Here is a 4,201-nt window from a genome sequence, read left to right on the forward strand (position 1 = left end):
CGGTTACGGCGCATGGTTCAGTCTCCAAAGGAAAGATAAATTAGCCGTAGCGTGCACGCGCCTGATGGCAGGGACAAGGTGAGTTCACCGGACGCTTACCGTCGATTACCCACCTGGCCGAACAACCGCTTGAATGAACTCCTTCCCTGGTCAGATAATCCTTTCAGTTAAAAATCCCCCATTTTTAGTGTTGGTTGGTAAAGCAAGGTGAGATGACCGGATGCTTACCAACAAGCTAACGTTATAGGATGTTAAAGTCGAACATCGCGTTTATTAAATAATTCTGCGGCCTTGTCTGAATAGATAGCAAACTGGCTACCCTTTTTAGTTGGCTTAGGTTTTGCATCTCTATCTCTTACAGGGAATGGATTTCCTAACATTGGTCCACTGACGGCATCATAATTATGATTAAGTGTTTTTTGACGGCCCTGTTTCACAAAATCGGCCCACTCGGCATTAGGTGAATCAAAAACTTTTACATTCAATTTGTTTAACTCTGAATTGGGAATCTCAAATTTGTAAATGTCTAGATCCTTATTGTTACGTGCTTTCATCTTACTTTGCCAATCTTCAGCCTGTGCCAAATCAGTGGTGACATAAAATCCCCCTCTCCCTTTTGGGTCAAAATCCAAGCCAATCCGCCCTACATTGGGATCAATGTTTCATATTGAGCAATTTTCCAACGGTATGATCCTGTCGCTGATTGATTCCGAAACCACCCGCACCATCAAGCAACAGTACCAGCGCCAGCAAGACCAGCTCAGTGAGATTAAGCTGAGAATGCGGGAACTGATTGGGGATTATCAGGCCGGATAATGATAAAAAGCCGGCAGATCATAAGGATTTTCCGGCTTTTTGTTCCTGAGTCTAGGGGGACAGGGTTTTAATTCTATTCCCCTCTGTTATCACTCAGTAATATACTCAAAACTAAATTCCTTTAAATTATGTTCTTTTCTATACTGCTCTAGCCACTCATCAAAGCCTTCGGGTTCATAAGCAGGAATACCCTTTAACCAATATTCATGGCCATAAGCTATCAGCATCGCCCAATCATACTCAGGCTCATGATTAAGCAATGCAACGGACATATAACTGTCTATAGGACTACAAACTGCCGGATGATTTAAAACCAGATGTTCTGCTTCATTTTCTGATTTATTGCCATACTTAACAATAATTGCTTTTAATGTTTCAACCCAGGTATGAAAATTAAAAATACGTTTTATGTTAGGATTATTTTCATCAATGAAAATAATCCCATCAATAATATTTTTTTTATCAATCATGTTCTTCTACCCATCATGTTATGGACAATCATCGACTATTTTTCCATTGGCAACGCGTTGAACCGAAATCTTATGTTGATCAAATAAATTTGCTGCTTTTTGAGTGTAAAGAGCCAATTGATGACCTTGTATATCTGGCGGAGATCCGTGTTTAAATTCAAATGGGTTCATTAACATCGGACCACTAACACCGTCATAATTGTGAACCAGTTTTCCTTTACGGCCTTCTGTGACATATCGTTCCCACTCTTTCCTATCTGTAGGAGAGTTCATATCAAAAACTTTAATATTTAATTTAGCCAATTCTGAATTGGGCATTTCGAATGTAGCCAGTGTTGGAAGATCTCTCTTCTTAGACCATTTAAGAGCCTGCTCTTTTGAGGCTGTCACATAAAACCCTTTCTTCCCTCTTGGGTCAAAATCTTTTCTGCCTTTCCCTCTCGACAGATCTATCTTGGTATCTTCGTCAAAACCACCCGCATGATAAAAGGTCGTTTTATCCGACGATAACCCCAGCGGATCCACAAACCGCACCGGGTTATGCACATACCCGTACGGGTTAAACCCGCCGCTCAGGTTCAGCGGGTCCGGTGTCAGGTATTGCCCCGTTTCGTGATCATAGTAGCGGAAGCGGTTATAGTACAGCCCCGTTTCCTCATCCGCATACTGCCCCATAAAGGGTCATCAGCTCCGAGGCAGTCATACCCGTAGGATAGCGCTAGCCCGCGCAGGGCAAGGCTTTCAGCGGGATACGTTTCGCCCATTTTACCCCGGCCACTTTTTTGACCCCGACGTGCAGTTTGGGATTGTTTTTCACTTCTGGCAACGGGCGAACGCTGCCCGGTTTACCGGGCGGCGGGCGCGCGTTCTGCGGGTGCGGGTGGCAGAGAACCCGCAAGCGGCGCATTGCGACGCTCTCAGGCACTGAAGCCGAAGATTGTGCTCGGTTTTGCTGAGGGTACTTTACTCAAGGGAAGCCCCCTGCGGGGGCTGCACGGGGCGGAGATGGCGAGCACGGCAACGAGCAAGGAGCAACGCGACTGCGAGCCGGGCGCAGCCAGTGCAGCAGGGTTGGGGCGGGGGAGGTAAAAGCGGAGGCCGCAGGCCGACCTGCCTACCGGGTTGTTGGCCTGAGCCAGGTTAGGCAGCTAAAGACGAAGTGATTTTGCCGGAACGGGGCACCGTGCTTAAGATTGGTGCTGAGTTTGCCAAGAGGGTGCGCCGGTGCTGACAGCAGAAGGCGCAGCCTTGTGCGCCACACCCCGCGATGCCGAACAGCGGGGGCGCCAGACATAATGTTAATTATACGCATTAAGCCGCTCATTGATGCTCAGGTGGTTACCCTTGCTCATCGGCGCAGTGCGTATAATTTCCCACATTATGTTGAATGGGCTTTGGGCGGCCGGCACATTCTCAACGGGGGCACTACAGCAGAGGCCGCCCATTGCCCATTTACCCCCGCCAACACCGAAGCCGACGGGCAGGCCGGTCACGGTCTGCCCCCGCACCGACCCCCTCGGACTCAACGGGGGTTATCGGGCTGTCCGGTGCGCAGGGGTTTCAGTTCGGCGTCCGGCTTTCCGCTGGCACGGCCTGAGCCGCTCTCTGATGTTGATTTTGTCGGATTATCACGCTCTGCCGGGTGTGTCTGTTGATGCACTTCTTTCAGGTGTCCGATAGCGACCTGCGTATAAATTTGCGTCGTTTCCAGACTGGCATGGCCTAATATGGCCTGGATATGCCGCGTATCTGCGCCGTTCTCCAGCATCTGCGTGGCCATCGCATGGCGGAACAGGTGACAGCCCCCCGGTTTTTCAACCTCGGCACGGTGGAGGGCATTGCGCACTATCTGGGTCAGGCTGCCATCAGTCAGCCCTTTACCTTTATTGGAGACAAACAGATAACCCGGATCTTTTCCCCACACCAGACGCGGACGCACCTCCGCCAGATAGCTCTGTGTCCACTGCTGCGCCGATTTGCCGAACGGCACAACCCGATCTTTGCGCCCCTTACCCAGCCGGATAAACACCACGCCGCGCCCGAAGTCCACATCGCCAACCTGCAACCGCTGTAATTCTGAACGCCGGATGCCGCTGCTCCACAGCATTTCCATGATGGCCCGGTCACGTAGCCCCAAGGGTGTGTCACTGTTTGTCATGCTCAGGATACGGGCGGTTTCCTCCTCACTCAGAATGTGCCTCGGTAACCCTTTGTCTGTCCGGGGCAGTTCCAGATCACGCGCCGGGTTGTACAGCAGGTATTGCCGTTTGACTAACCATCTGAACAGAAGACGCACGTTGGTCAGTTTTTTCACGATTGAACTCGCGGCAAGCGGATAGCCCTGATTATTTTTTTGTGTTGACAGATAACGTTGCCAGCTTTCCAGATGGGCAAAGCTCACCTGTTGCGCCGTGGTGATCCCCCGTTCATCACACCAGCGGGCGAACTGCATCAGATTCGACTGATAGTGTAGCCGGGTGTCCCGCGTATAACGCAGAGTATCCAGATGTTCAATGTAATGTTGGATGTGCTGTCTGAGTGTAATCGATGCCATGTTAAGCCCCCTGTCTGTGTGAGAAGCACTGTGGTTACGATGGGATAAATTAATGTGGTGGGAACCGTGTTTTTTGAGGTTGTCCGACCGCTTTTCGGTGAAGCCTTTCTGTGTCTGCCTTTGCGATGATTTTGCTATGCCGACCGCCCGCCGACTGAACCCTGACCGGGAGGCGACCGCTGATGGATTTACCCCGACCGAAGTCAGTCATACCTGCCCTGTCACGGCACGATAAGGCCGCACAGGTACGCGGTGTCGCTGTCGTCGCCGTCAAACAGCAGTTCATAGGCGAACGTCAGCCCGCGCCGGTGCAACAGCAGGTATTCCATTTCGACCAGCCGCGACAGGTGCACTTTCAGTT

General features: G+C 50.6%; 6 protein-coding genes and 2 pseudogenes. 2 read left to right on the top strand and 6 right to left on the bottom strand.

The window, feature by feature from the left end; translation table 11 throughout:
- Window positions 1-251: 251 nt before the first annotated feature.
- Window positions 252-632, bottom strand: a complete 381-nt coding sequence (locus tag Xbed_RS17965) for a DUF3990 domain-containing protein (RefSeq protein WP_086114209.1) — start codon at window positions 630-632, stop codon at window positions 252-254.
- A gap of 25 nt (window positions 633-657) precedes the next feature.
- Here Xbed_RS17965 and Xbed_RS20355 point away from each other — a divergent pair, with 25 nt between their 5' ends.
- A complete protein-coding gene (locus Xbed_RS20355) occupies window positions 658-816 on the top strand; it encodes a hypothetical protein (RefSeq protein ID WP_244182547.1) in 159 nt (52 codons plus the stop codon).
- An 89-nt stretch (window positions 817-905) separates the two neighbouring features.
- On the opposite strand, the gene Xbed_RS17970 is transcribed toward Xbed_RS20355, so the two are convergent.
- The 4 genes and pseudogenes from Xbed_RS17970 to xerC all read right to left on the bottom strand — a co-directional run bounded on the left by Xbed_RS17970 (window position 906) and on the right by xerC (window position 3,840).
- A complete protein-coding gene (locus Xbed_RS17970; RefSeq protein ID WP_086114210.1) occupies window positions 906-1,286 on the bottom strand; it encodes a hypothetical protein in 381 nt (126 codons plus the stop codon).
- Between the two features lie 18 nt (window positions 1,287-1,304).
- A pseudogene (locus Xbed_RS17975) lies at window positions 1,305-1,964 on the bottom strand (RHS repeat-associated core domain-containing protein); the annotation flags it as partial.
- A 620-nt stretch (window positions 1,965-2,584) separates the two neighbouring features.
- The gene (locus Xbed_RS17990; RefSeq protein WP_244182548.1) at window positions 2,585-2,794 is read right to left on the bottom strand and encodes a hypothetical protein; all 210 of its coding nucleotides are present in this window, start codon (window positions 2,792-2,794) and stop codon (window positions 2,585-2,587) included.
- Window positions 2,795-2,808: 14 nt separating this feature from the next.
- Window positions 2,809-3,840 (bottom strand): site-specific tyrosine recombinase XerC, encoded by a 1,032-nt coding sequence (gene xerC / locus Xbed_RS17995; protein WP_086114215.1) that lies wholly within the window; start codon window positions 3,838-3,840, stop codon window positions 2,809-2,811.
- Between the two features lie 52 nt (window positions 3,841-3,892).
- On the opposite strand from xerC, the gene Xbed_RS19570 reads away from it, so the two are divergent.
- On the top strand, window positions 3,893-4,075 hold the full coding sequence (locus Xbed_RS19570) for a hypothetical protein (RefSeq protein WP_139837536.1): 183 nt from the start codon (window positions 3,893-3,895) through the stop codon (window positions 4,073-4,075).
- On the opposite strand, the pseudogene Xbed_RS20785 reads toward Xbed_RS19570, so the two are convergent.
- Window positions 4,062-4,201: pseudogene (locus Xbed_RS20785) on the bottom strand (DNA primase); the annotation flags it as partial. The gene Xbed_RS19570 and the pseudogene Xbed_RS20785 overlap by 14 nt on opposite strands.

The organism is Xenorhabdus beddingii (assembly GCF_002127545.1).
GTDB classification, from domain to species: Bacteria; Pseudomonadota; Gammaproteobacteria; order Enterobacterales; family Enterobacteriaceae; genus Xenorhabdus; species Xenorhabdus beddingii.